A 25,559-nucleotide genomic window follows, 5' to 3' on the forward strand; every position below is an offset into this window, starting at 1 on the left:
ACTGCCCTTCCGCCCGTCCTTCGCCGGGCCACCTCAACTCGCAGCCCCTCCGAGGGACGCGCGGCCATGCCGTGGATCTGAACGGCATGCCCACCACCCAGCACGAAACCCCGGTCACCGACGACCTCCAGAGCGGTGCGGGCCAGCCGGTGTTGGAACCGATCCATCACGCGGCATGCCGCAACTGGGAAAAGCGCCGCTCCCACAGGGCTCGGACTGGACGAGCCGGAAGGACTTCATCCCAGTGCTCCACAAGCAGCCGCCCGTTGAGCAACCGGCGCTGGTGCTCCACCCCGCCTTCCTCCAGCACAATCTTGTAGAGCGCCGCCCGGTCGTAGTCGTCGTCGAGGTCGAACTCCGTCCGCCCACCCCAGGCCAGTTCCAGGGGGAGCACCACCACACCATGCTCCGGCCCCCGCAGTTCACCCAGCGAGTCGGCCACTTCATACGGCCTGGTCTCGGCGTAACTGAACGGCTCTCCGCTGTGCCCCTTCATACGCACCAGTGTGCCCGATCGACCGCGCAGAGGACTTGGTGTACGTCGATCTGCAGGAGCGCTGATCAAACCTCATCACCTCCGGAAGTCAAGGGCCCGACCGGGTTGGCGATCACGGGAGTGGCGCCGCGGGCGTTAGGTGGAGGCACGTGCTGAGGAGCCAGCGGATGATGCGGCGGGCATGGCTTCCGTGCTGCGCCGGTTGCCGGGTGGCGGACTTCGCGGGCATCCAGGTGCCGTCTGCCCGCCGTGTGGACGGACGAGAGCGGCGCACGTGCGGCTCGGGCTTGATGCGGGGACGCGGGCGGGGCAGAGCGGCGTGGAGTTGGCGGGCCAGATCGACGGCCGTCTTGGCTTCGACCAGCCGGTCCGGAAGGAGTGCCCACAGCGAACCGCTGAAATCACCGTGCCAGATGCAGATCCCCGGGAAGGCGCGCTGTAGATCGTCGAGGGCCTGGTCGATGTCGAGATCCAACTCCAGACGTCCGACTGGACGCGCGGACATCGGTGGCATGGGCGCCGAGTGGGCCTGGGGTGGCCGGCCGTACCGAGCCTCGGGAATGTGGGTCATCGCGATACCTCCGGCCGCGCTACCAGGTGGACGGGAACATGCGGTGCTTGAGGGCGGCGTCCACCTGCTCGGCGGCGTGCTTGGTGTCGCCGCCAGGGCCAGAGGTAGCCGTGCCGTCCGCTCCCGGCCTCGTAATAGGCCCAGCCGCCGCCGGGCATGGCGTGGACGGTTATGGCGATGCGGACGTGGTCGTCCGGGCTGAACGCGAACACCCACAGCACTGGCGGACGGGTGGGGAACTCGTCGGCCTGGTAGAGCTTGACGAAGCGGTAGCTCCTGGCCTGGACGGCGACGGCGAGCAGGTCGAGATTGCGGATGCCGGTGGAGCGTCCCAGCCGGGTCCGCCATCGCAGCAGGTGGCGGCCCGCCTGGACGTTCAGCGGGCGCAGCGAGCCCATGTGATCTTCCCTTCCTCGTTGAGCGGACGGACGCCCCAGTCGTGGACGAGTTCGGCCATCAGCAGCAGCCCGCGCCCGCTCTCGGCGTCGTCGTCCTGGCTCTGGAGGACGGGCAGGGCGGTGCTCTCGTCCCAGACCTCGATGACGGTGAGCGGCTCGCGGACGTCCGGGAAGATGCGCACGACGATGTGCCCGATGCCGACGTGCTTGTAGCTGTTGGTGACCAACTCGGTAACCACGAGCCGGCCGACGAAGTCGTCGGCGTGCCCCAGTTCGCGGAACCGGTCGGTGAGGTAGCGGCGCGCCTTCGCGGGTGCCTCGTCGGACGGATCGAGGACGAGCGGCGCCGGTTCCTCGGGCGCGAGCAGTACTGCTGGCATCGGTGAACCCCTCCAGCCAGGACGGAGGCTGATCTCGAACCGGGCCAACCTGCCAAACCGGAAGTACCCGCCGCTATCACCCTGTGTTATCGAACGAACACCATGAAGCCAGGTCGCGCCTTAAAATCTCAGGAGAGTCGCGCAGTAGGCACATTCGAGTAGCAGCCATTAGCGCGCTACTAGCAACGAGAGGGAGAGTGGCCATGTCGGCATCTGGTGGCGCTCGGCCGAAGATCGACCCCGAACTGGTCGGCTTCGGGACTGTGGTCAAGCGGTGCCGCGTGGCGGCGGGCCTGAAGCAGGGCCAGCTGGCGGACCTGGTCCACGTCGCGCGGTCCTACATCAGCCACGTCGAGTGCGGGCGGACCCAGTGCCGCCGGGACTTCGCCGAACGCCTGGACAACGTGCTCAACGCCGGAGGCGAGATCGTCCAGGCATGGGACGACCTTCTGGAGAAGGTCAAGCAGGTCAGGTACCCGACCCACTTCGTGGCCTTCCCGAAGGCGGAGGCATCGGCCGACCAGTTGCGGGTGTATGAGAACTATCTGGTCTATGGGCTATTTCAGACGGAGGCGTATGCTCGGGTCCTACTGGTCGAGGACGAAGCGGTAGCTACCCGGATGAAGCGCCAGGAGCTCTTGTCGAGAAGGCCTCGCCCCATGATCAGTGTGGTGATGGAGGAGAGCGTCCTGTACCGCCAGGTCGGCTCGGAGGAGGTCATGCGCGAGCAACTCGAGCACCTGATCGAGCTGTCTCTACAGGAAGGCATCTTCCTGCAGATCGCCAGGACCCGCTACTACCGAGGTGTGCGAGCATCGTTCACTATCGCAACCCAGCCCGACCGCAGTGAGATCGCTTATGTCGTTAAAGCCACAGGAGGTGAAACGACCCGCGATCCGTCAGAGCTTGCGAAGATTAGTGAAGTAATGCAAACGCTGAACGCGCAGGCGCTCAACACAGAGGATTCGCGAGCGCTTATCCGAAAGGTGATTGAAGACAGATGGACCTGAGCAGGGCAACCTGGCGCAAGGCATCCCGCAGCCACGATGACGGGGACCAGTGCGTCGAAGTCACATCTGTTCTCGATGTAATAGCGGTCCGGGACAGCAAGGACCCCGACGGACCTAAGATTTTCGTCGATCGCAGGGACTTCCGGTACTTCGCCGGCATTCTCAAGAGCTTGTAGGTACGCTCCTGCTTTAGAGAGCCTAATAAGGGAAAGTTTGGTGGGACCCGGTGTGGCGCAAGGCTTCACGAAGCACGGCCGAGGGCGACAACTGCATCGAGGTCGCCGATGTGTCGAGCGTCGTGGCATTTCGTGACAGCAAAGACCCCAACGGTCCGATACTCGTGGTGAGTCGCCGTGACTTCGGTCGGCTCGCGCAGGCGCTCAAGGACCTCTGACGGACGTAGCGCGACGGATGGTCTAGCGAGGTCCGCCCCTGTCCATGACAGGTGATGCGTCTGGACGGGGAGCAGCTGACGCGCGACGGCCGTGCGTCAAAGCTCGTCACCCGCGAACATAGTGTCATCCCCTGAGCGGACATCTGCGGGGTACGTGCGGGAGTCGAAGCAACCGCCTCCGACCTGCGGGAGCCGGGCGCACGCGCCGCCAACACCTACTAGAGTTCTGGCGTGATTACGGGTGAGCTGAAGAGCAAGATCGACCGCCTCTGGAACGCCTTCTGGGCGGGTGGGATCGCCAACCCGCTTGAGGTCATCGAGCAGATCACCTACCTGATGTTCCTGCGCCGCCTGGAGGACGTCCAGACGGCCAAGGAACGCAGCGCGCGCCGCCAGGGCATCGAGATCAAGAGCCCCATCTACACCGATGAGACGGATGTCTTGCGGTGGGCTCGGCTCAGGGAACTCGATCCAGAGGCCATGTTCACCATGATGGGGGAAGGAGTCTTCCCGTGGCTGCGCCGCCTTGGTGGGGACGACTCCACATACGCCCACCACATGAAGGACGCCCGGTTCACCATCCCCACCCCCACCCTGCTGACGAAGGCCGTCGACCTCTTGGACGACATCCCCCTCGGCGCGGGCGACACCAAGGGTGATCTGTACGAGTACATGCTCAGCAAGATCGCCACCGCGGGTCAGAACGGCCAGTTCCGCACACCACGGCACATCATCCAACTCATGGTCGAGATGATGAACCCCGGCCCGCAGGACGAGATCTGTGACCCGGCTTGCGGAACCGCCGGCTTCCTCGTGGCCGCCGCCGAATACGTCCAACGCGAGCACCGCGACGCCCTGTTGGACGCTGTCAATCAGCAGCACTTTCACTCCAGCATGTTCCACGGCTTCGACTTCGACAGCACCATGCTTCGGATCGCCAGCATGAACATGCTCATGCACGGCATTGAACAACCAGACATCCGCCATCGCGACTCGCTGGCACAGAATGTCGCCGACGAGGCTGAGCAGTACTCCTTGATCTTGGCGAATCCGCCCTTCGCTGGCAGCCTCGACTACGAGACCACTGCCAAAGATCTACAGCAGATCGTCAAGACGAAGAAGACAGAACTCCTCTTCCTGGCTCTATTTTTCCGCCTGCTCAAGCCTGGCGGTCGCGCCGCGATCATCGTTCCGGAAGGCGTTCTCTTCGGCTCAACCAAGGCACACAAGGGCGTCCGCAAGCTACTCGTCGAAAACCAAAAGCTAGAGGCCGTCGTCAAACTGCCCAGTGGGGTGTTCAAGCCCTACGCGGGCGTTTCCACCGCCATTCTCGTCTTCACCAAGACCAACAGCGGCGGGACAGACAATGTCTGGTTCTACGACATGACAGCGGACGGCTTCAGTCTGGACGACAAGCGCACGCCGTTCCTCCCCGAAGCTCAGCTAGGCCCCAGTCCGAGCACACCGCTCAACCAAGTCGACCACGCTAAGAACAACCTCCCGGACGTGCTGGCTCGCTGGAACCGGCGCGAAGGCAGCGAGCAACAGCGCGCCAGAACAGAACAGAGCTTCTGCGTCCCCAAGGACGACATCGCTGCTCAGGACTATGACCTTAGCCTCAACCACTACAAAGAGATCGTCCACGAAGAGGTCGAACACCGCCCACCTCTAGAGATAGTTGCAGAACTAGAACGCATCGAGTCCGAGATTCAGCAAGGTGTGTCGGAACTTAAAGGGATGCTGGGCTAGCCATGGCGGATCGCAAGTTCGCAAAGTTGAGTGACGTCGCAGATTTCTATGCCGGTGCTTCTCTGCCGGATGGCGTCCCGTTCAAGCAACAGGACGCGGGCTACCTATTGATGCGCGTGTCGGATCTGAACCTCCCAGGAAATGAAGTTAAGCTCACAAGTAGTCGAAACTGGAGTGCTTCTCCTGGAAATAGAGCTAGTACTTGCCCTGCGGATTCCGTGATCATCCCCAAGAGGGGTGGTGCTATCGGTACAAACAAGAAGCGAATCAGCGTCCGTCCATGCATTCTCGATCCCAACCTAATGGCGATCAACCCGCATCCGGACGTTCTTGATCACCGATATCTCTATCATTGGTTCCTTGGCTTCGATCTGCTCAGCATCGCGAATGGGAGTTCGGTTCCGCAGCTGAACAAGAAGGATCTTCGGCCTCTGGAGATCCCTCTGCCGTCCACCGATGTGCAACGGAAAGTTGCAGACGTGCTGGATCGCGTGGACACGCTGCGGGCGAAGCGGCGGGCGGCGATCGCCCTCCTCGACGACCTCGCTCAATCGCTCTTCCTCGACATGTTCGGCGACCCGGTCGTCAATGAACGAGGCTGGAACAGAGTTCGCTTCGAAGATTTGTTGGAGGGCATCGATAGTGGGAAGAGCCCTACCTGCTTGGACCGATCGGCTGCGGAAGGCGAATGGGGAGTTCTCAAGCTGGGGGCCGTAACAAGTTGCCGCTTCAAGCCAGAGGAGAACAAGGCGCTTCCGTCGGCGATCGCGCCGGTCGCTAAGCATGAGGTGCACCCAGGTGACCTTTTGTTCTCTCGTAAGAATACCCGTGAGCTCGTGGCGGCTTGCGCGCTTGTCGATGAGACTCCGCCCAAAATGTTGCTGCCTGACCTCATTTTTCGCTTCAACTTCAAGAGGGACGCTCCTGTCGACAGACAGTACATCCAGCAGCTCCTTGTCAATCGACACAAACGTCGTAAAGTGCAGGAGTTGGCAAGCGGTAGCGCGGGTTCCATGCCGAATATCTCTAAGTCCCGCCTGGCGGGTCTCGACATCGAGTTGCCCCCGCTTGAGCTACAGCACGAGTTCGGCAGACGAGTCCGTGCGGTTGAAGAGAGCCGACGTGCTCATCAGGACTCGTTGCGCGAGTTGAATGACCTGTTTGGGTCATTGCAACAGCGGGCGTTTCGGGGGGAGTTGTGGGACGATTGAGGCATCTGTCCCGGCGGGGAAGGGTGTCTCTTGAGCAACTTCGGGTTCCTCAAAGGCGAGTGGCCTGATCTGTACGACGAAGCGGTCCGGGCGGAGCGGCTGGCGGAGGCCGATCCGCGCGCGTCCTGCTTCTATGCGAGACGCACCCTCGAACTCGCGGCCAACTGGCTGTACCGCGCCGACGGCAAGCTGAGGCTTCCTTACCAGGGGCATCTCGCGGCGTTGATCGCCGAGCCGACCTTGACGCAAGTGGTCGGTCCGCCGATCCGCACGAAGATGGACGTGATCCGTCGGCAGGGCAACAACGCCGTCCACCGGCCGGAACCAGTGCGGCCCGGGGTCGCCGTCCGGACGGTCGCGGAACTGTTCCACGTCCTCTACTGGATCGCCCGGCACTACACCCGGGATCAGGAATCGGGACCGGCCGCGGAATTGGCGTTCGACCGGTCGCTCATCCCCACCCCGGAGCCGGCGGAGGTGCGGCGGAAGAAGCAGGCCGAGATCAAGGCGATGGCCGAGCAGTACGCCCGGCAGCAGGAAGACCTGATCAAGGAACGGCGCAGGACGCAGGACCTGGACGAAGAAGTCGCCCGGCTGCGCGCCGAGATCAGGACGGCCAAGGCCGCGAAGGTCGACCAGCCCGACACGCACGACTACGACGAGGCGAAGACCCGTGACCTGATCATCGATCTTCTGCTCAAGGAGGCGGGCTGGCCGCTCGACAAGCAGGAAGACCGCGAATTTCCGGTCGAAGGGCTGCCGTCACCGTCCGGGAAGGGCAAGGTCGATTACGTCCTCTGGGACGACGACGGTAGGCCGCTTGGCCTGGTCGAGGCCAAGCGCACCACCAGGGACGCGGTGTCCGGCCAGCAGCAGGCCAAGCTCTACGCGGACGCTCTGGAGCAGCGGTTCGGGCAGCGTCCGGTCATCTTCTACACCAACGGCTACCAGACCTTCATCTGGGACGACGTCGCCTATCCGCCGCGCGAGGTCCAGGGCTTCTACACCAAGGACCAGCTGCGGACGCTGATCCAGCGGCGCGCCGGCCGCCAGGCGTTGCAGGGCGTGGTGATCAACAAGGAGATCGCGGGCCGCCACTACCAGAGCCGCGCCATCCGCCGCATCGCCGAGGCGTTCGAGCGGGACCGGCAGCGCGAGGCGCTCCTCGTCATGGCGACGGGCGCGGGCAAGACCCGCACGATCATCGCGCTGATCGACCTGCTCCAGCGCGCCCACTGGATCAAGCGCGTCCTGTTCCTCGCGGACCGGAAGGCCCTCGTCACGCAGGCCGCCAACGCCTTCAAAGCCCACCTGCCCGGCACACCGACCGTGAACCTGCTGGCCGACCGCAAGGAGGACGGCCGGGTCTACGTGTCCACGTACCCGACGATGATGGGGCTGATCAACGAGACGGACGGCGACCTGCGCAGGTTCGGCCCCGGCTACTTCGACCTCGTCGTCGTTGACGAGGCGCACCGGTCCGTCTACCAGAAGTACGGCGTGATCTTCGAGTACTTCGACGCGCTGCTCGTCGGGCTGACCGCGACACCGAAGGACGAGATCGACCGCAACACCTACCGCCTGTTCCACCTGGAGGACGGCGTCCCGACCGACGTGTACGGGCTGGACGAGGCCGTGGCCGAGGGCTATCTCGTCCCGCCGTTCACGGTGAACGTCCCGCTGAAGTTCCCGCAGCAGGGCATCAGCTACGACGAACTGCCCGAAGAAGAGAAGGTGATGTGGGACCTCCTCGATTGGGACGAGGAGGACGGCGTCCCCGACCGGGTCACCGCCGACGAGGTCAACAAGTTCCTGTTCAACGACGACACCATTGACAAGATGCTCCAGACGCTCATGGATCACGGCGGCAAGGTCGAGGGCGGGGACCGGCTGGGCAAGACCATCATCTTCGCCCGCAACAAGAAGCACGCGCAGTACATCGTCGAGCGCTTCGACAAGCTGTACCCCGAGCACCGCGGTGACTTTGCCCGCGTCATCACGCACGACGACTCCTACGCGCAGGACCTCATCGATAAGTTCTCGCTGAAGGACTCGCCCCCGCACATCGCCGTCTCCGTCGACATGCTCGACACCGGGATCGACATTCCCGAGGTCGTCAACCTGGTGTTCGCCAAGCTCGTCCGGTCCAAGACGAAGTTCTGGCAGATGATCGGGCGCGGCACGCGCCTGTGCCCGGACCTGTTCGGGCCGAACATCGACAAGCAGAAGTTCCTGGTCTTCGACCTGTGCTGCAACGTCGAATTCTTCAACCAGGACATCGCCACGGCCGAGGGCCGCGTCCAGCCGTCCCTCAGCGAGCGCCTGTTCCGGGAACGGACCGACCTCCTCTACGGCCTGGACCGGCAGGACCTTCCCCCGGAGCCGTCCCCGGAATCGGACGGGACACAAACCGAAACCGGACTCCGCCGGGATCTCGCCGCCCGCCTCCAAGAGGAGGTCTCGGGCATGAACCCGCAGAACATCGAGGTCCGCCGCCGCCTGGCGGAGGTCGAGCGCTACCAGGACCCCGCGAGCTGGCAGCGGATCACCGCCGAGAAGCGCGAGGAGATCACCGAGAACCTGGCGGGCCTGCCCACCGAGTTCCGCGAGGACGAGAACAGCGAGGAGGCCAAACGGTTCGACCTTCTCGCCCTGCGCCTCCAACTCGCCGTCCTCAACGGCGACCCCGCGTACGACACGCTCCGAGACCAGGTCCAGGAGATCGCCGAAGCGCTCCTCGACCCGACCACGCTGAACAACCCCGTCGTGGCCAAGCACCGGGAACTGCTGTCCGACCTCACCCTTGACGAGTGGTGGCAGGACGTCTCCCTGCCGATGCTGGAACTGATGCGCCGCCGCATCCGCGGTCTCGCCAAACTAATCCAGAAGGCGAAGAAGGGCGTCCTCTACACCGACTTCCAGGACGAGCTGGGCGAGCTCACCGAGGCGGAACTCAGGGGTGTTTCGCTTGGCACCAACCGGACCCGGTTCGAGACCAAGGTCCGCACGTACCTGCGCAGCCACGAACACGAACTCGCCGTGCAGAAGCTACTGCGCAACCGCCAGCTCACCACCCTCGACATCCACCACTTCGAGGACGTCTTCATCGCCTCCGGATTCGGCACCCGCGACGACATCGACCAGGTCAGGGAGGAGTACGGCGACCTCGGCCTGTTCCTGCGCTCGACCACCGGGCTGGAGTACGAGGCCGCGACCGCCGCCTTCGACCAGTTCCAGGCGGGGAAGAAGCTCTCGGCCTCGCAGCTCGACTTCCTCCAGCTCCTCATCGGTTTCCTGGCCAAGAACGGCGTTGTGGACGTCGGCGCGCTCTACAGGCCGCCGTTCACCGGGCTGGCCCCGGGCGGCCCGGAAGACCTCTTCACCGAGACCGAGGTGACGTCCATCGAGCACGTCCTGGAACGCGTCCGCGCGACCGCTCTTCCCACCGACTCCCAAGCCGGCTGACCGGTCGCAGCACGCCGGAACGGCCCGCCGCGGCGTCGCTTCCAAACCGGGATGGAGGTCAGGGGCCGTCGAGTCCGATGATGGTGCCGAACGGGTCCACGATCTGAGCGATGCGGTGCCCGGTGCCGTCGTCGGGGGCGTAGGGGCCGCGGTGCTGGGTGCATCCGGCGGCCAGCAGAGTGTTCAGAGCGGTGTCGAGGTGAGGGACGGCAAAGTAGGGGACCAGGCCGCCGCCGCGCGGGTCGTTCTTCTCGTCCAGCATGTGGAAGCCCATTTCGAAGCCGCCGACCGTGAACCAGGCGAACACCGAGTCTCTCTTGACGTCCAGGTTCACCGGGGCATTCAAGACGCTCCCCCACCAGCGCGCGGACTTTTCGGGGTCCTCGGAGAAGATCATGATTCGGGTGCAGGCGGTGAACAACGCGCTCTTCTCGATTCAGGAGGAGGTGAGGAGGTAGCGGGCGAGGATGACGTCGCCGATGGGGCGCACCTCTTCGAGCGCCATCCGGTTGCCGGGGTGGTGAGGGAACTCGCCTGTTCCGACGAAGCGTGGGGCGCCGGAGTCACCGACGAAGAACGGGGCGATCACGAGCTGGAGTTCGTCGGCCAGTCCGGCTGTGAGGAATTGGGTGTGGACGGTGCCGCCGCCTTCGACCATCAAGCGCTGTACTCCTCGGCGGGCGAGGTCGGCAAGCATGGTGTTGAGGTCGACGGGGTCGCCGGCGTCCACGATGGTGGCGGCGTCGCCGAGACGGTCGCGGCACTTGTCGACCGCGGCGCTCGAGCAGTACACGATCTTCTCGACGTCGCCGGTGGTGAAGAACTTGGCGTCGGGATCGAGGTCACCGCGGGCGGTGAAGGTGGCCTTGACCGGGCTTTCGGGCAGGCCGCGGGCGACACGTGCCTTGCGGCGCTCCTCGGTTCGGACGAGCAGGCGTGGGTTGTCTCGGCGGATGGTGTTGGCGCCGACGAGGATGGCGTCGCAGCCGGCCCGGACTTCGTCGACGCGGTCGAAGTCCTCGTCGTTGGACAGTAGGAGCCGCTCGTCGGTCGTGTCGTCGATGTAGCCATCGACCGAGGCGGCGCAGGACAGCAGCACGTAGGGGCGTTCGGTCATGTGGTGCTCCGAGGGTCGTTGTTGATCATTTGCTCGACGATACGGACGAAGTCCTCGCCCGGGTCGGCGCAGGCGTTGAGGGCGGCGAACTGTTCATCGTCGAGCGGTCCGCGAAGACGGTGGTCGCGGGCGGCTTGGTGGTAGAAGCGGCGGGCGGTGCCTCCGCTGGCCGGCAGGGCGATGATGGGTTTGCCCATCGACAGGGCTAGGTCGATTTCCGCCTGGGTGCCCGCCCCGCCACCGAGGACGATGACGAACTCCGCGTCCCGGATGACGTTGCGATGTCCGAACAGCCCGATGGCCAGGGCGATGTCAGGGGGACGGTACTGGTCGGCGATGTAGGTCATGACCTCGATCCCCACGCCGACCGGGCCATGGCTGACCTTGTAGTGGCGGCTCATGACCAGGCGGGCCAGACACCGTACGGCGGCGTCGATCACGCTGGCGTCGGTGTCGGGTGCCCTGCTGCCGCAGATGGCTACGTGTGTTGGTGCTGACGCCGCCGCTTCATCATCGGTGTCACGCGCGTCCGCACGCTGGCGGGGTACGGCTGGCTTCAGGTGGAGCGGAAACGAATTGGCCGGGGCGAGGCCGAGCAAGAGACGGGCCTGATCGGGGATCTGGAGGCCGTCGGCGATGCGAGTGAGTACCTCGATGTCGGACACTCGGCCCTGGCGGGTACCGCGCACCCAGTTGGAGATGTCGGAACGATCATGCTGGGTGAGTAGTGCCAACTGGGTCTGGGTGCAGTCGGCGAACTGCCCGAGGAACAGCCGGAACAGTTGACCGACATCGCGGCCGGTAAGGGCCTGCGCAACGTCCTTGCGACACCAGAATCCTACGGGGACCACTCCGGGATCGAAGGTCCTGCGTCTGGTCACGTTGCGATTCGTCCTTGACTCGCCGAAAGTCCCTTGTCAGAGGGTAGCGGCGCACAGCCCGCGCGCAATGGTGATTCGCGAGACGCGTCCGTGGGCCGGTTCCACGGGAACAGGGCACGGCCCCGGTCACTGTTCGATCCGCGCTGACCACCACAAGCTAAGGCCCGACACCACCGCCGACCAGAGGCGGGGGGAAGGGAGAACTCCAGTGGACAGCAGCAACACCGACGGCCTGGTGGTGGCCGTGGAGAAAATCGTCGCGGCGCGCGGCCGCGCCACCCAGCCGTCCGACGGCGGGGGTTCCGGCAAGTCCGACCTCAACGACGGCTGACCAGCGATCATGATCGATGTGATCGTCGAGGTCCTGGGCGGGGAGCGGTTCCTCGCCCAGGACCTGGGCCGCACTCACCGGGTCTACCCAGCCGCGTCCGTCGGACGAGACCGGTTCGCCGGCCTGCTGACCTGGCCGGCAATAAACCGGCTCTTGGACACCCACCGGTTGGAACCGCCTCGTCTGCGCCTGTCCGCCGACGGCGCGGCCATCCCCGTGTCGGAGTACTGTCAGCGCCGGACATACCGGCGGATGCCGCCGTGGGAGGCCCCGCAACCGCATCTGGTTGCCCAGCAGCTCCGCGACGGCGCGACACTGGTCTTGGACGCGATCGAGGAGATGCACCCGCCGATCGGCAGCATGGTGAACACACTCGAACGCCATCTTCGTACATGCGTACAGGCCAACGCCTATGCATCGTGGACCGCGAAGGAAGGTTTCGGTGTCCACTGGGACGACCACGACGTCATCGTCCTCCAGGTATCCGGCGCCAAGCGATGGCGGATCTACGGCCCCACCCGCCCTGCCCCGCTATATCGCGACGTCGCATTCGACGACACACCACCCGAACAGCCGATCGACGAGTTCACTCTCCAGGCCGGGGACGCCCTGCACGTCCCGCGCGGCTGGTGGCACGCCGCCGCCGCGTCCACCGGGCAACCCTCGCTCCACCTGACCTGCGGCCTGGCCACGCACACCGGCATCGACATGCTGTCGTGGTTGGTGGATGACCTGCGCGCACAGGACTGCGTCCGGGCCGACATCCCGCGCCTGGCCGACCAGGACACCCAGACGGCCTGGCGCTGCGAGATGGGCAAGCTCTTGGCCGAGCGCCTGAACGACCCTACGGTGATCGACGCCTACCTGGCGGCGTGTGATGCCGTCCGTGGGCCGCGAGGCGGCTTCTCACTGCCGCACGCGGTCCACGAGCGGCTCCCGGACGACCCTGGCCTACCCGTCCGACTCACGACGCCCAGGGCGGTCCTGCGCCGCGCCGAGCAGGCGGTGACCTTGGAAGCCGCCGGGCAACGCTGGACACTCGCCGACCAGGCAGCCCCGCTCTTGGAGACGCTCGTCTCCGGACGGCCGACCACGCTCGGCGGCCTGGCCCAGGCCGCGAACGTCCCCATCGATCAGGCCGCCGAGTTGCTCGACCAGTTGTTGCACAGCGGGATTATCGCCGTAGGACGGACGTGATGGCGGTTCTCGGTCTAGGCACCTATCGATGCCGCGACGTGACCGCCGCCGCCCGCGCCGCCATGGCGGCGGGAGTCACGGTCATCGACACCGCCCCCGTCTACGCCAAGGGCAACGCACACGACCAACTGGCCGCCCTGTTGCCCCATCACCCTGGCGTGCAGATCTCCACCAAGGCCGGCCACATGACCCGGAGCCAAGCCCAGGCAGCTCAACGGGCGGGCCTCATCACCCCTGAGGAGGCCGTCCGCTGCCACTCCATCGCCCCTGCCTACCTTCGACACCGCATCACGGCCAACATCACCGAGATAGGCCGCGACCGACTCGACCTGCTGTACCTGCACAACCCCGAACACGACGCACACGGCGACCGGAAACGACTGCTCGAACAGATTACCCAAGCGTTCACGACGTTCGAGGAAAGCGCACACCGAGGCGACATCGCCGGCTACGGCATCGCCACCTGGAGCGGCTTCACCAGCGGCGCCTTCACCATCCATGAACTCATCGCCGCGGCGCAACAAGCAGCGGGAAGTGCTCGAACCCACCTGCGGGCGATTCAACTACCCGTGAGCCTCATCGAACTCGCCGTCCTTGCCGAAGCTTTACACGGCACCGGCCCCATTGCAGAGGCTGCCGGGGCTGGTCTGGACGTGTGGGCATCTGCGCCCTTGAACGGCGGCGAACTCGCCGACCTGGTTACGTCCGACCTGGCCCAGTTCATCAGACCTGGCTCCTCGCACGTCGCCGCAGCGCTCTCGGTAGTGGCCTCCACGCCCGGACTCACCGGAGCCCTGCTTTCGGCCTCGACTACGGCACACTGGCAAGAAGCATCCAGGGCCTTCCAGCGTCCAGCCATCCCGCCTACGCACCTCCAGGACATCTGCCGTGTTCTCAGAGCCTGACGACCCCGACATCCGCGAACGTATGCACACGGCCTTCGCCGACGCGACGAGTCGGCTCGGCTGCGTGCCCGCGGACAGCGCCGCCAAGGCATGGGGGCACGGCGGAAGGACCATCGGTGCACCCGTCACGACGTCCTACGGCACCGCCTGGCTCCGCGTGCTGGAGGCACCGGCAGGCAAGGAAGGCGGGAAACTCTGGACCGGCTCCCAGGAAGCCGCCGCCATCCTGCCGGCAGAGATCCCGCGCCCCCGGCTACTGGAGTCGGCGGACTGGGCCCGAGAGGGGTACGCCTACCGAGCCGAACTCAGTAGCTACATCACGGCGCCAGTCTGCTCCCCGACCCCAGACCTCACCGAACACATCACCCTGCCCGGCGCATGGTGGCCGCGATTGCGGCAGGCCATCAGCGCGGTCGCAGCTACCCAGGCCCCGGCCGACCGCTCCCGCGTCATCACCCAGGACTACATACACCGCACCATCCCGCGCTACCTCGGCGATGTAGGCACCGACACCACCGTCCGCCGATGGACCCTCGCCCACGGCGACCTCCACTGGGCCAACCTCACCAGCCCTGAACTGACCATCCTCGACTGGGAAGGCTTCGGCCCCGCCCCTTACGGATTCGACGCCGCCCACCTGTACGCCTACACACTCCTCACCCCAGGACTTGCGACCCGCGTCCGAGACACCCTTGCCGACATCCTGGCAACACCCGACGGCCGGCTTGCCGAACTCACCGTCGCCGTCATCCTCCTGCAAGCCGCCGACCGCGACCCCATCCACGCCCGACTCGCCCCACATGTCCGAGAACATGCGCAGAGGCTGCTGGAGAACCAGCGTGCCTCCCGAACTTCCTGAGCGCTTCCAGTGATACCGAGGTAGACACCCGTCCAGCACGTCCTGGAACACGTGCCACCGCCGTCTCCAGTGATTCTCAAGCAGGCTGACCGTTCGCGTCGTGGCGGAACGGGCGCAGCCTTACAACGCGTATGGCGGGGGCTGGTGGCGTTCACTAAGATCGGCCGCGTCCCTCGCCCGTTACCCCCGACGGATGGCCGATGCGTGCTTCGCCCCTCGCCGTCTCTCTCGTCGGCCTGCTCCTTGCCGCCGGTTGCGCCGACGGTAGCCGGGCCGAGCAGGTCGCGCCGCCGACCGTCACGGTGGGAGGTGTCCCTAGCCCTGCCGCGCAGAGCGGTGGGGCGTTCTCCAAGGAGGGCTGGTTCGGGGGCGCGGACGGGCTGCATGCGCGGCTCGACATCCGGGGCGTCCAGCGACAGGCGGGCAAGGCGGTGCTGCGGTACGGCGTGACGTCGCTCGACTCGTCCACGAAGTCCGTTCCGTTCGAGATCGCGTTGATCGATCCGGTGGGACGCAAGCTCTACAAGCCGACCGGGACGACGAGCGGCTCCGGCTTCACCCCGGGCGCGGTCCGGGAGATGGCCGCCGAATACCCGCCGATACCGGCGGACGTCCAGAAGGTCACGGCGATCACTCCGGGGACGGCGGGGGAGTTCACGGGCATTCCGGTGACCGATGGCGCGCCCTCGGGGAGCCCGGGCGCGTCGATGCCCCCGAGCGGGTCGGGGATACCGGTCGCGCCGTCCAGGGCACCCTCCGCCACACCGCCGGTCGGCGGGCGGCCGTCGGTGGGTGCCGAGCCCTTCGGACGGGTCAGGCCCTTCACCGCCCCTACGCAGTCGCCCTCAACGACACCGTCGCCGTCCACGCCTGTTGGTACGGGGCTAAATCCCGTGGACCTGTACGACATCGTTGAGGGCGAGACCAAGGACGTCACGTCCAGCCCGTCGGAGGTCACTGTCAGCCTGCGCGCCGACGCGCTGTTCGACGGCGCCTCGGCGAAGTTGTCGAGCCGTGCGAAGGCCGTCCTGGACGAGGCCGCGCAGCAGATCAAGACGAAGGCCACGGGCGCGCTGACATTTGAAGGGCACACCGGCGAGAACGACACCAAGCTGTCGAAAGACCGGGCCGATGCCGTCATGCAGGAAATGAAGACACGCCTGGGGAACGGCTTCACCTACACGGCGAGCGGCAAGGGGAACGCCGAGCCCGTCGCCAAGGACGCCGCCCGCAACAACCGTGTCGAGATCTCCTACCGGCTGAAGGCAAGCGCGCGCGGCACCACCCCGCCGGCCGTCTTCCAACCGCAGGACGGCAAGACGGTGGCAACGCGCACGGCCACCTTCGGTGCGGACAAGAGGCGGCTGGACGTCAAACCCTTCTACCGGGACGGTGCCTACATCGTCGCCGTGTTCGACATCGTCAACCAGGGCCCGGGTACCACCCCGCCTGACGCGTCCTACCCGGACCCCAACTATCCGGGAGCCGTGTTCGGCTCGTTCTCCATCCAGACGCCCGGCGGTAAGGACGTCTACCGGGCCGTCCGCGTCGGCCCGGCAAGGGTGGGCGGTCCGAGCATCTACGTCGACACGGGACGCGCCACCTTCGTCACCGCCGTGGGCAAGCCCGACCGCGGCTTCGTCTACCTGCCCGCCCCGCCCGGCAACGTCACGTCGGTGACCTTCAACGCCGGCCCCTTCGGCAAGGTCGACAAGGTCCCCGTCTCATAGACCCGTCTCATAGATGCCGCGACGTGTGGCGGACGAGCCGGACGGATAGGTAAAGAGCACGGCATTGGATCGTCCGGCGGAGGTCATCGCAATGGGTATCGGCGTCAGCGTTTTCTTGATCACGATAGGGCTGATCCTCAAGTTCGCCATCCAGCCGGACGCGATGACGGACCCCGTGGACATCCACGTCATCGGAGTCATCCTGATCATCGTCGGCGGGGCGACGTTCGTCCTGCAGATGCTGATGACGGCCCGCGGGCGCGGACCGGGCTCGGGCTCCGGCCCGCGCCGGGACGAGCGCATGTACGACGGCGACAACCCGCCGCGCTGAGAACGAGCTGACCGAGGGCCGGCGCCGCGTCCACGGCGCCGGCCCCGGAACGTCAGCCCCAGGCGAGCATGCGGATCGGGTCTTCCAGCATGTCGCCGACGTCGCGCAGGACGCGCGAGCCGAGTTCACCGTCCACGATCCGGTGGTCGAACGACAGGGCGAGCGTGGTGACCTTGCGGATCGCCAGTTCGCCCTCGTGGACCCACGGCATGTCCCTGATCTGCCCGAACGCCAGGATCGCCGCCTCCCCGGGTGTGAGGATGGGCGTCCCGGTGTCCACGCCGAACACGCCGACGTTGGTGATGGAGATCGTCCCGTCGGAGAGGTCGGCCGGGGACGCCTTGCCCGCGCGTGCCTTTGTCGCCAGTTCGTTCAGCGCGCGCGCGAGGCCGGGCAGGTCGAGGTCCTGCGCGTCCTTCACCTTGGGCACGATGAGGCCGCGTTCGGTGGCCGCGGCTATGCCCAGGTTCACGTAGTGCTTGACCACGATCTCCGCGCCGTCCGGGCCGTCCACCCAGGTGGAGTTCACCATCGGGTGCCGCCGGACGGCGGTGAGCAGCGCGCGCGCCACCAGCAGTAGCGGCGACACCTTCACGTCGGCGAACTCGGGCAGTTCGCGAAGCCGCTTGACGGTCTCCATGGTGCGGGTGACGTCCACCTGGAGGAACTCGGTGACGTGCGGGGCCGTGAACGCCGAACCGGACACCGCCGCCGCCGTCGCCTTGCGCACACCCTTCACCGGCACGCGCTCCTCACGCGCACCTGCCTGGGCGGGGGCCGCCTGGGGCGGCGCGGCCTGCGCGGCGAGGACGTCGTCCCGCGTGATCGAGCCCTGCGGCCCCGAACCCGTGATGGTGGCGAGGTCGATGCCGAGGTCCTTCGCCATCTTCCGGACGGGCGGCTTCGCCAGCGGCAACCCGTTGTCCACAGGCTGTGGACGAGGTGCTGGCGGCCGCACCTGCGGCGGCGCCGGCGTCACGGCCGGAGCGGCCTGCGCCGCACCGTTGGACGCCTTGCGCGGACGCCGCTTGGTCGCCCCCTCCTTGACCCCGTATCCGACCAGCACCGGCTGGCGTTTCGGCGGCGCCTCCTCAGACGTGACCATGCCCGGCTCGTTCGCCGTCGGCACGCCCTCCTCGCGCAGCGCCGCCGTCTGCGCCGGCGGCTCGGACACCGGTGTCGCCACCGCCCCGCCCTCGGCGCCGACCGCGATGATCGGCACGCCGACGTCCACGGTCTCACCCTCGGTGACCAGCAGCTCGGCCACCACGCCATCGAACGGGCAGGGCAGCTCCACGATCGCCTTCGCCGTCTCGATCTCGACGATGGTCTGGCCGTCCTCGACGGTGTCGCCCGGCTGGACGTGCCACTTGACGATCTCCGCCTCGGTCAGGCCCTCGCCGACGTCCGGCAGCTTGAACAGTCTCGGCTCGCTCACCGGCGTCACCACGCGAAGGATCGGTCGACCGCGTCCAGGATGCGGTCGAGGTCGGGCAGATAGTCGTCTTCCAGGCGGGACGGCGGATACGGGGTGGAGAACCCGCCGACGCGCAGCACCGGCGACTCCAGCCGGTAGAAGCACTTCTCGGTGATCCGCGCGGCCAGTTCGGCGCCGAACCCGCTGTACACCGGCGCCTCGTGCACCACCACGCACCGGCCCGTCCGGTTCACCGACTCCGTCACCGCGCCGATGTCGAGCGGGTTGAGCGAGCGCAGGTCGATGACCTCCAGCGACCGCCCCTCCTTGGCGGCCGCCGCGGCCGCCTCCAGGCACGTCTTCACCGACGGCCCGTACGCCAGCACCGTCGCGTGCTCGCCCGGCCGGACGACCCGCGCCTCGTGGAGCGGCGTCCACTCCGTGGAGTCGATGTCGACGTCGGCCTTGTCCCAGTACCGCCGCTTCGGCTCGAAGAAGATCACCGGGTCGGGGGACGCGATCGACTGCTGGATCATCGAGAACGCGTCCACCGGGTTCGAGCACGTCACCACGCGCAGCCCGGCGGTATGCGTGAAGTACGCCTCGGGCGACTCCGAATGGTGCTCGACCGCGCCGATGCCGCCGCCGCACGGGATCCGGACGACGACCGGCAGCGACAGCGTGCCGAGCGACCGCATCCGCATCTTCGCGAGCTGCGTGATGATCTGGTCGGCGGCCGGGAACACGAACCCGTCGAACTGGATCTCGCAGACCGGCCGGTAGCCGCGCAGCGCGAGCCCGATCGCCGTCCCGATGATGCCGGACTCGGCCAGCGGCGTGTCGATGACCCGCTCCTCGCCGAAGTCCTTCTGCAGGCCGTCCGTGATGCGGAAGACCCCGCCGAGCTTCCCGACGTCCTCGCCCATCACGAGGACCTTCGGGTCGTTCTCCATGGCCTTGCGCAGGCCCTCGTTCAGCGCCTTGCCGAGGGTCAGGGTGGTCACTTCGACTCCTCCTCGAACGACGCCAGGTAGGCGGCGAACTGCTCCTGCTCCTCCGTCATCAGCGGATGCCGCTCGGCGTACACGTCCTCGAACATCGACAGCGGCTTCGGATCGGGCATCGCCCGGCAGCCCTCGCGCAGCTCCTTCGCGAGCTGCTTGGCCTCGTCCTCGACCTTCTCGAAGAACCCCGCGTCCGCCAGGTCGTTGCGCACCAGGTACGCCTTGACCCGCTCGATCGGGTCCTTGAGCTTCCACGCCTCCTCTTCGGCCTTCAGCCGGTACCGCGTGGGATCGTCGGTCGTCGTGTGGGCGCCCATCCGGTAGGTGTACGCCTCGACCAGCGTCGGGCCCTGCCCCGTCCGGGCGTTCTCCAGGGCCTTCCTGGTGACCGCGAGGCACGCGAACACGTCGTTCCCGTCCACGCGCAGCCCGGGGAACCCGAACCCCTGCGCCCGCTTGTAGAGCGGAATCCGCGACTGCTTCTCCAGCGGCTCCGAGATGGCCCACTGGTTGTTCTGGCAGAAGAACACGATCGGCGCATTGAACACGGACGCGAAAACGAACGACTCGTTCACGTCCCCCTGCGAGGTCGCCCCGTCCCCGAAGTAGGCGATCGTCGCCCCGGCTGACGGCGTGCCCAGCACCCCGTCCCGCTGGATGCCCATCGCGTACCCGGCCGCGTGCAGCGTCTGGCTGCCGATCACGATCGTGTACAGGTGGAACCCGTGCTCCGCCGGATCCCAGCCGCCGTGGTTGACGCCCCGGAACAGCCCGAGCAGCTTCAGCGGCTCCACGTTCCGGCACCACGCCACGCCGTGCTCGCGGTACGTCGGGAAGACCATGTCATGCTCGGTCAAAGCCCGCCCAGACCCGATCTGAGCGGCCTCCTGCCCCAGCAGCGAGGCCCACAGCCCCAGCTCGCCCTGCCGGGTCAGCGCCACGGCCTCCAAGTCGATCCGCCGGACGATCACCAGGTCGCGATAGAGATCGCGCACTTCCTCGGCGCTGAGGTCCAGGGGGTAGTCGGGATGCTCGACGCGCTCCCCCTCGGGGGTCAGCAGCTGGACGAGCTCGGGCTCGGCGAGCTCCGGGGTGTCGGGCGCGCCGCGCACGGAGTCGATCGTCATCGATGACACTCCTCGTTCGGGGCCGGTACACGGGATCGCCGCGCCGCCGGCCGATGTCAACGGCCATCGGCCCCGGTAAGGGACAAAAGCCGCAATGCCATCGTGGCAGACATCACACCCTGCGATGCAAGTCCCGCCACCGTGATCCCTACCCCACCGCCGAGGCCCTGACCCAAACCCACGACCCCAACCCGCCCCGCGCGAACCCCTGCCATCATCGACAGGTGCGTTACACCCGGGTCATCCCGCCAGTAGCCCTCCTGGCAGCCCTGAGCGCCTGCACCCAGCACACCCCGTCCTTCAACCCGACCCCTCACCCCACCCGCCCCGGCCAGGTCGTCATCATCGCCGGCGCCCCGGACAACTTCGCATCTCCGCGCGACGGCGAGTACGCGATCAAGTCAAGCGCCGAGTCAGACGGCGGCCTGGCCGTCGACCCGGACAGCGGGCTGATCTACCTCCGGGCGCTCAGCGGCGGCGACAAGATCATCGAGCGGATCGAGCGAGACGGCACCATCACCACGCTCCATCCGAAGCACACGGGCGACCAACTCGCCATCTCCCGGGGAGCACTCTGGACCATGTCGTCCTACGAGGGGGTGCGCCTCTCCAGGGTGTCGCTCACGACCCTTGCCGAGACAGAGGTTCTGGACACGATAGGCGAACGACCGGTTCAGGTGCTCGACTTCGCAGGAGATCCGACAAGCACGTGTGCAGGTCAGGAGTTGCGCGAGTTCCGGCCGGACTCCAGGCTCGCATACGTGGTGACGGTATGCCGGTCATCGCCTCGCACGCCGGGGATCTCTTCGAGGTCGTCGATGACGGCAAGGTACGCAAATGGAAGCCCGAGGGGTATGAGGCGGCCCTGCGCGAGCTCGGCGGTACGAAGGGCCTGGAGCCCCTGGACATGGCCCCGGACGGGCAACGCGGCCTGATCGTCCTCGGAACCCGCGGCCTCATACGCGTCAGGCCGGACCGCGCCGCGGAGGCCATCCGATTCCCCGAGGCGGCCAAGGGCCGCCCACTCTGGTCCGCCATGACTCTGCTCGCCGACGGCTCGGTCCTCGTGCTGAGCGCCACCTTCGCCTTCTATCCCGGACCGCGACAAATGCTGGCACGTCCGGACGACCGGCTGGTGAAACTCACGTTTGGCGGGCAGCAATGGTGCGACCAGTTCGACGGCACCCTGGCCGCCGTCGCATCGGCCAACCCCGGCGGCCTAGCGCGAATGCCCAACGGCGACTATGTCCTGAACGACAAGAACTGCGGTCGCGTCTACCGCTTCCGCCTCCCCGAAACCCTCACAAGACCGGTCCGCCCCTAGAACCGCCGCTCGCGCAGAGAAGTTCCGTCAGCGGCAGGACGAGTAAACGTGGCGCACACCGCCCGCGGCGGGCCTTCGCCTGGCATCATTCGACAGGTGCGTTACACCCGGGTCATCCCGCCAGTAGCCCTCCTGGCAGCCCTGAGCGCCTGCACCCAGCACACCCCGTCCTTCAACCCAACTCCCCACCCCACCCGCCCCGGCCAGGTCGTCATCATCGCCGGCGACCGAGAAACGAGTCGGACTCCCCGGGACGGCGAGTACGCGGTGCGGGTCAACGTGCGTTCGAATGGCGGCCTCACGGTTGACCAGGGGACAGGGAGGATCTACGTCCCCATTGCCGGAGACGGTGGGCGGCGCATCGCCCGCATCGAAGCTGACGGGCGGATCACCATGCTCCCGGTCGGCATCGCGGATGCCCAACTGGCGGTATCGGGTGATCACCTGTGGCAGATGGCCTCATACGCCGGTCTCGAGTTGTCTCGGACGTCTCTGTCCAGTCTCCGAACGACGGACGTGCTCGAGTCGGACGAGGAGACCGACCCCCGGTTCAAGATTCTCGACCGGCACGGAGAACCGCTTTCCGCGACCGAGGCTGATCGGCTCAACAAGAACTGGAGGGGATCCCAGTTCGCGTTGAGCGGCACGGGAGTGCCCATCGTGCTCTCCCGTGCCGGTCAGTTGTTCGAGGTCGTCGGACGGAACGTGTTGAAGCGTTGGGAACCGCCCGGTTACGAAGCGGCCTTGCGAGACCTGGGTGGTGCGGAGGACTTTCATGCGACCGAACTTGTCGCCGACGGCCCGCACGGTGTGATCGCCCTGGGCAGGGCGGGGCTCCTCCGGGTAGGCGCTGATGGCGGCGTGCGCGCTACCGAGTTCCCCCGCTCGGCGAAGACGGCGCCACCTTGGACAGCCGCGTTGCCGCTGAGTGGAGGCGCGGTCCTTCTGCTTGGAGGGGTGTCTCCGCTCCAGGGATCGCCGCGCCCCGCCCTGATCACGCCGGACGGTGACTTGCAGTCGCTGTCGTTGGGTTTGCAGAGGGAGTGCGACGAGTTCGACGGTTCCATGGCGGATGTTGCCTCCGCCGATCCTGGCGGTGCGTCCAAGGGGCGCGACGGAAGCTACATCATGCTGAACAAGTTCTGTGGGGTCATTTACTCGTTCCGGCTGCCGAGCCACCTCACCAGTGAGCCCTATCGTCAGTGACCGGGCCAGGGTCATTCCTCCGGTGCATTGTGCCCGACGGCTCGCTCTGCTTCACCGACGAGGTCTTCTCCGCTGAGATGCGGTTTCACTTCCGGAGGGGTTAGCCAGGCTTCCTTAATCGCCTTCATGACGTGCTTTGAATCTCGTCCGTCAAGAGGCCAGAGTAGGAGAGCGGCGTCAAGGTCTTCGTCTCCGGTGTGCGTTCCCTTCCAGAGTTGAACGGCATGCGCCAGGTCGAGGTAGAGTTGATCGGTATAGGTCGAGTACTTACCCTTGATTTCCTCGACATTCTTGGTGTAATCCTTGTATTTTATCTTGTCCAGAGCGAGGTCGGTTCCCATGGAATATGCGTCGGTCGCGCCTGGTACTGCCCCCGCCCTCGTTGCGCCGAGTATGCTGCCGGCGATGTCGCGCAGCACGGCGAGATGCTTTTTGGCATCTTCGAATTCCTGCAGAGTGAGTTGCTCTCGCTTGAGCCTTTCGAGTCCGTAGGCGGCGATGAGGTTTCCCTCCAGTTGCCCGGCACGTTTCGCGGCCAATGGCCACTTGTCAGTGCGAAGTCCCCAGGCGAAGACCAGTTGGCGGTAGACCTCCGTGTCGGCAGCGATCTGCGTCCAAGCGCGGTCGTCTGCGGCAAAGGTGCGCAGGAACTGCTGCAGGTCGCCGCCGATGTCCACATAGATTCTTCCGGTGGCGGGATCGAGGGTCGGCAGGCCGGTGCCGCCGCTGGTGCGGTTGGCGTCGCCAAGCGCCGGGATGTACATGCGCGTCATCGCGAGGAGGCCGGAGTTGAGGCCGGGGCCGAGCTCGAGAATATAGTGCTTGCTATGTCCTGTGCCCTCGGGTGCCTGGTCCGTCCGTGGGAGGATGTTGACGCCGGGGAGCCAGTCGGGGAACCTTCCCTTCTTGAGCATTCCGTCGACTTTTTCGCGGCCCTTGCCATTCCACCAGGCCACCGACTTCATGACCTCGCCGGCGTTGGTCGCCGCCTCTTCTTCGTGCCCTTTCTCCGGGATTGTGGCGAGCTTGATCACCGAGCCGGCGATCGTCCCCCCGTCGGGCCAGTCGGGCGCTACTAGAAGGGAGGCATAGGTCTCCCCATTGCCGCGGGTCATCCAGGTAAGAGGTGCCGCCTTGTCGGCGTCCTCGATTAGCAAGGACGGCTCTAACGGTGTCGCGGCTAGATTTCGGGCCGCGGTGAGGTCTTTCTGCTGGGAGATGCGGCCGAGGATGTTGAGAGCCGGGTCGTACTCCTTCAGGGTTTTGAGGTCCGCCTCTCGGGTGTAGGGGTCGCCGATGCCCCAGGTCGTCCACCAAGTTCCCTCTGGTTGGTTGAGGATTTTGATGCGGGCTTGGCCGCGCCCTGCGGCGACGGTCTCTTTCAGCTCATAGGACGGGTGCTTCTGGCGCCAGCGGAGTGCGGCCCTTCCCAAGTCGGTCAGGATTGCGCTGCTCCATTTGATGTTGGGGGCGCTCAGTTTGACCAGGAGGGCTTGGCCGGGGGTGTCGGTTCCTGGTGGGCCTAGGGCCTTGGTGGCTATGCCTTCGGTTTCTTTTTTGCGGGATAGGGCGGCTAGCGCTGTGCCCAGGTTTCCTACTGTTTTCTTGTCTTCGGGAGACAGGCCGCTTGTTTTGCTCAGTTGGTGTAGGCGGTAGGGGAGTTTGCCTGCGGTGCCCGGTGGGATGTTGGAGAAGAACGTTGCCAGGTAGGTCGTGTTCTTGCTGTTCTCGGCCAGGGTGCGGGCTATCTCCGACATCAGGGCCGGCGTCGCGTTGCCTGGGTGGGTTGTGTGCTTCAGCCAGGCGCGGGCCTGGAGGCGGGCCAGGTCGGTCATTTCCTTGGAGCCGAAGCGTTCCGTGTCCGGGATTTCGATGACCGGGCCCTGGATCAAGGGGGTTGCGGTTACTTCGTTTTCGGCGAGGGCGTACATGATGCGGGTGCGCATGCGGGCGGCCTGCGTGCGGCACCAGGAGGCGGCGTTGTCACAGGACGTGGTGCTCGGGATGTCCGGGTAGGCGAGGGCCAGGTGGCCTCGGATCATCTTGGCGCGGTGGGGGAGGTCGGCGGCGGCGCGGTTCAGGGCCGTTTCCAGGCGTTCCAGGGCGGACGGGGAGACCGAGGCGACGCCTGGTTTGCCGGTCGCGGGGGTTGCGCGGGGAATGTCTGGTGGGGCCAGGGTCATGGGGATCTGGTTGTAGCGGGCCACCGTGCGTTCCACGGCCAGCATCAGGCGGTTCAGCGACCGGTTGTGGCCTTGCAGGTCGGTGGTGAACGCGGCTGCGGAGCCGCCCTGCCAGGTCTGGGGGCCCATGAGGCGGGTCACCTCGGACATCGCCGTTGAAATCGCCTGGAGTTCGGCGTGCACGGCGCGGGCGTCGATCTTGAGGGTCATGACCCGCCTCCTTTCGCCCTGTGGACGGTAATGAAAGGGGAGGCGGCAGGGGCGGAAACGGTG

The 25,559-nt window shown here is 66.4% G+C and carries 25 protein-coding genes; 14 read left to right on the forward strand and 11 right to left on the reverse strand.

The annotated features are described in order from the left end of the window. Nucleotides 1-166 precede the first annotated feature (166 nt). The 4 genes from ABFX46_RS11840 to ABFX46_RS11855 all read right to left on the reverse strand — a co-directional run bounded on the left by ABFX46_RS11840 (nt 167) and on the right by ABFX46_RS11855 (nt 1,845). On the reverse strand, nt 167-496 hold the full coding sequence (locus tag ABFX46_RS11840; protein ID WP_346041841.1) for a hypothetical protein: 330 nt from the start codon (nt 494-496) through the stop codon (nt 167-169). A 112-nt stretch (nt 497-608) separates the two neighbouring features. After that, nucleotides 609-1,001 (reverse strand): hypothetical protein, encoded by a 393-nt coding sequence (locus ABFX46_RS11845; RefSeq protein WP_346041843.1) that lies wholly within the window; start codon nt 999-1,001, stop codon nt 609-611. 62 nt (nt 1,002-1,063) lie between these two features. Continuing rightward, nucleotides 1,064-1,465 (reverse strand): hypothetical protein, encoded by a 402-nt coding sequence (locus tag ABFX46_RS11850; protein WP_346041844.1) that lies wholly within the window; start codon nt 1,463-1,465, stop codon nt 1,064-1,066. Continuing rightward, nucleotides 1,444-1,845: an ATP-binding protein gene (locus ABFX46_RS11855; RefSeq protein ID WP_346041846.1), complete on the reverse strand. Its 402-nt coding sequence runs from the start codon at nt 1,843-1,845 to the stop codon at nt 1,444-1,446. Before ABFX46_RS11855 ends, ABFX46_RS11850 begins: the two co-directional genes overlap by 22 nt. 203 nt (nt 1,846-2,048) lie before the next feature. Here ABFX46_RS11855 and ABFX46_RS11860 point away from each other — a divergent pair, with 203 nt between their 5' ends. The 6 genes from ABFX46_RS11860 (at nt 2,049) to ABFX46_RS11885 (ending at nt 9,674) form a co-directional block, all read left to right on the forward strand. After that, nucleotides 2,049-2,855, forward strand: a complete 807-nt coding sequence (locus ABFX46_RS11860) for a helix-turn-helix domain-containing protein (protein ID WP_346042143.1) — start codon at nt 2,049-2,051, stop codon at nt 2,853-2,855. Then, entirely contained in the window at nt 2,846-3,031 is a 186-nt protein-coding gene (locus tag ABFX46_RS11865; protein ID WP_131941704.1) for a DUF397 domain-containing protein, read from the forward strand. The genes ABFX46_RS11860 and ABFX46_RS11865 overlap by 10 nt, the downstream gene beginning before the upstream one ends. A gap of 50 nt (nt 3,032-3,081) precedes the next feature. Continuing rightward, nucleotides 3,082-3,249: a DUF397 domain-containing protein gene (locus tag ABFX46_RS11870; RefSeq protein ID WP_131941702.1), complete on the forward strand. Its 168-nt coding sequence runs from the start codon at nt 3,082-3,084 to the stop codon at nt 3,247-3,249. Between the two features lie 231 nt (nt 3,250-3,480). After that, the gene (locus ABFX46_RS11875) at nt 3,481-4,998 is read left to right on the forward strand and encodes a type I restriction-modification system subunit M (RefSeq protein ID WP_346041848.1); all 1,518 of its coding nucleotides are present in this window, start codon (nt 3,481-3,483) and stop codon (nt 4,996-4,998) included. A gap of 2 nt (nt 4,999-5,000) precedes the next feature. Then, nucleotides 5,001-6,209, forward strand: coding sequence for a restriction endonuclease subunit S (locus ABFX46_RS11880; RefSeq protein ID WP_346041849.1), 1,209 nt, complete (start codon nt 5,001-5,003; stop codon nt 6,207-6,209). A 30-nt stretch (nt 6,210-6,239) separates the two neighbouring features. After that, nucleotides 6,240-9,674 (forward strand): DEAD/DEAH box helicase family protein, encoded by a 3,435-nt coding sequence (locus ABFX46_RS11885; RefSeq protein WP_346041850.1) that lies wholly within the window; start codon nt 6,240-6,242, stop codon nt 9,672-9,674. Nucleotides 9,675-9,732: 58 nt separating this feature from the next. Here the strand turns inward: ABFX46_RS11885 and ABFX46_RS11890 are convergent, their stop codons facing one another. The 3 genes from ABFX46_RS11890 to ABFX46_RS11900 are packed head-to-tail and all read right to left on the reverse strand — an operon-like array spanning nt 9,733 to nt 11,672. Next, nucleotides 9,733-10,071, reverse strand: coding sequence for a VOC family protein (locus ABFX46_RS11890; protein ID WP_346041851.1), 339 nt, complete (start codon nt 10,069-10,071; stop codon nt 9,733-9,735). Between the two features lie 39 nt (nt 10,072-10,110). After that, the gene (locus tag ABFX46_RS11895) at nt 10,111-10,791 is read right to left on the reverse strand and encodes a RibD family protein (RefSeq protein WP_346041852.1); all 681 of its coding nucleotides are present in this window, start codon (nt 10,789-10,791) and stop codon (nt 10,111-10,113) included. Then, a complete protein-coding gene (locus ABFX46_RS11900; protein WP_346041853.1) occupies nt 10,788-11,672 on the reverse strand; it encodes an SLOG cluster 4 domain-containing protein in 885 nt (294 codons plus the stop codon). The genes ABFX46_RS11895 and ABFX46_RS11900 overlap by 4 nt, the downstream gene beginning before the upstream one ends. 208 nt (nt 11,673-11,880) lie before the next feature. On the opposite strand from ABFX46_RS11900, the gene ABFX46_RS11905 reads away from it, so the two are divergent. The 6 genes from ABFX46_RS11905 (at nt 11,881) to ABFX46_RS11930 (ending at nt 17,025) form a co-directional block, all read left to right on the forward strand. Beyond that, the gene (locus tag ABFX46_RS11905) at nt 11,881-12,003 is read left to right on the forward strand and encodes a hypothetical protein (protein WP_346041854.1); all 123 of its coding nucleotides are present in this window, start codon (nt 11,881-11,883) and stop codon (nt 12,001-12,003) included. Between the two features lie 9 nt (nt 12,004-12,012). Beyond that, the gene (locus tag ABFX46_RS11910) at nt 12,013-13,200 is read left to right on the forward strand and encodes a JmjC domain-containing protein (protein ID WP_346041855.1); all 1,188 of its coding nucleotides are present in this window, start codon (nt 12,013-12,015) and stop codon (nt 13,198-13,200) included. Further along, on the forward strand, nt 13,200-14,105 hold the full coding sequence (locus tag ABFX46_RS11915; protein WP_346041857.1) for an aldo/keto reductase: 906 nt from the start codon (nt 13,200-13,202) through the stop codon (nt 14,103-14,105). Before ABFX46_RS11910 ends, ABFX46_RS11915 begins: the two co-directional genes overlap by 1 nt. Before the next feature lie 22 nt (nt 14,106-14,127). Beyond that, nucleotides 14,128-14,964: a phosphotransferase gene (locus tag ABFX46_RS11920; RefSeq protein WP_346041858.1), complete on the forward strand. Its 837-nt coding sequence runs from the start codon at nt 14,128-14,130 to the stop codon at nt 14,962-14,964. Between the two features lie 200 nt (nt 14,965-15,164). Then, complete coding sequence (locus tag ABFX46_RS11925) at nt 15,165-16,694, forward strand: OmpA family protein (protein WP_346041859.1); 1,530 nt, start codon at nt 15,165-15,167, stop codon at nt 16,692-16,694. A gap of 91 nt (nt 16,695-16,785) precedes the next feature. Then, a complete protein-coding gene (locus ABFX46_RS11930) occupies nt 16,786-17,025 on the forward strand; it encodes a DUF6458 family protein (RefSeq protein ID WP_131944839.1) in 240 nt (79 codons plus the stop codon). Nucleotides 17,026-17,077: 52 nt separating this feature from the next. Here the strand turns inward: ABFX46_RS11930 and ABFX46_RS11935 are convergent, their stop codons facing one another. Genes ABFX46_RS11935 through pdhA form a run of 3 tightly spaced genes read right to left on the reverse strand, consistent with a single transcriptional unit; the run spans nt 17,078 to nt 20,573 of the window. Next, a complete protein-coding gene (locus ABFX46_RS11935; protein ID WP_346041860.1) occupies nt 17,078-18,463 on the reverse strand; it encodes a dihydrolipoamide acetyltransferase family protein in 1,386 nt (461 codons plus the stop codon). Between the two features lie 5 nt (nt 18,464-18,468). Continuing rightward, nucleotides 18,469-19,446, reverse strand: coding sequence for an alpha-ketoacid dehydrogenase subunit beta (locus ABFX46_RS11940; RefSeq protein WP_346041861.1), 978 nt, complete (start codon nt 19,444-19,446; stop codon nt 18,469-18,471). Further along, a complete protein-coding gene (gene pdhA, locus ABFX46_RS11945) occupies nt 19,443-20,573 on the reverse strand; it encodes a pyruvate dehydrogenase (acetyl-transferring) E1 component subunit alpha (protein WP_346041862.1) in 1,131 nt (376 codons plus the stop codon). The genes ABFX46_RS11940 and pdhA overlap by 4 nt, the downstream gene beginning before the upstream one ends. A 772-nt stretch (nt 20,574-21,345) precedes the next feature. Between pdhA and ABFX46_RS11950 the strand changes: the two genes are divergently transcribed. Together ABFX46_RS11950 and ABFX46_RS11955 are read left to right on the forward strand one after the other, a co-directional pair. Next, a complete protein-coding gene (locus ABFX46_RS11950; protein ID WP_346041864.1) occupies nt 21,346-21,897 on the forward strand; it encodes a hypothetical protein in 552 nt (183 codons plus the stop codon). Between the two features lie 96 nt (nt 21,898-21,993). Next, nucleotides 21,994-23,103: a hypothetical protein gene (locus ABFX46_RS11955; protein ID WP_346041865.1), complete on the forward strand. Its 1,110-nt coding sequence runs from the start codon at nt 21,994-21,996 to the stop codon at nt 23,101-23,103. A gap of 11 nt (nt 23,104-23,114) precedes the next feature. Here the strand turns inward: ABFX46_RS11955 and ABFX46_RS11960 are convergent, their stop codons facing one another. After that, nucleotides 23,115-25,496, reverse strand: a complete 2,382-nt coding sequence (locus ABFX46_RS11960) for a hypothetical protein (protein WP_346041867.1) — start codon at nt 25,494-25,496, stop codon at nt 23,115-23,117. Nucleotides 25,497-25,559: the final 63 nt, after the last annotated feature.

This window comes from Actinomadura chokoriensis (genome assembly GCF_039529475.1).
GTDB lineage: Bacteria > Actinomycetota > Actinomycetes > Streptosporangiales > Streptosporangiaceae > Spirillospora > Spirillospora bangladeshensis.